This is a genomic window from Chroococcidiopsis sp. TS-821, assembly GCF_002939305.1.
Taxonomy (GTDB): domain Bacteria; phylum Cyanobacteriota; class Cyanobacteriia; order Cyanobacteriales; family Chroococcidiopsidaceae; genus Chroogloeocystis.
This window is the reverse complement of record NZ_MVDI01000063.1, coordinates 1-385: the sequence shown is the minus strand read 5'-3', so window position 1 is coordinate 385 and position 385 is coordinate 1. Positions and strand designations below refer to the sequence as shown.

At 54.5% G+C, this 385-nt stretch carries 1 protein-coding gene; it reads left to right on the top strand.

The window, feature by feature from the left end; genetic code table 11:
* Nucleotides 1–348: hypothetical protein (locus B1A85_RS26445; RefSeq protein WP_210404715.1), on the top strand; the 348-nt coding region annotated here is incomplete at its 5' end.
* Nucleotides 349–385: the final 37 nt, after the last annotated feature.

Genomic DNA, 385 nt, shown 5'->3' with positions numbered 1-385 from the left:
AAGGGAAGAGTGAGGGAGAAAAAAAGGAAGAGAAGGAAGAAAGAGGAGAAGGGAGAGGAGGAGGGAAGGGAGGGGGAGGGGGGGAGGGGAAAAAAAGGGGAAGTTCAGGGGAAGAAGAAAAAGAAGAGGTACCAGATAGGGGAAGGGGGGAAGAAGAAGAAGAAGGGGAAAGGGGGGGGGGAGGAGAAGAGAGGAAAGGGAGGAGGGGGGGGAGAGAAAAGAGGGAGGGAAAGAGAGGGATGGGGGGAGGGGGGGGAAAAGAAAATCGAGTGGAAAAAGAGAAAAAGAAGAAGAGGGAAGGAGGGGGAAGGGAGGGAGAGAAACAGAAAGGAGGGAGGAAGTAGGTAAAAGATGGGGGGGGGCGTTGCGGTGTAGGAGTAAACGC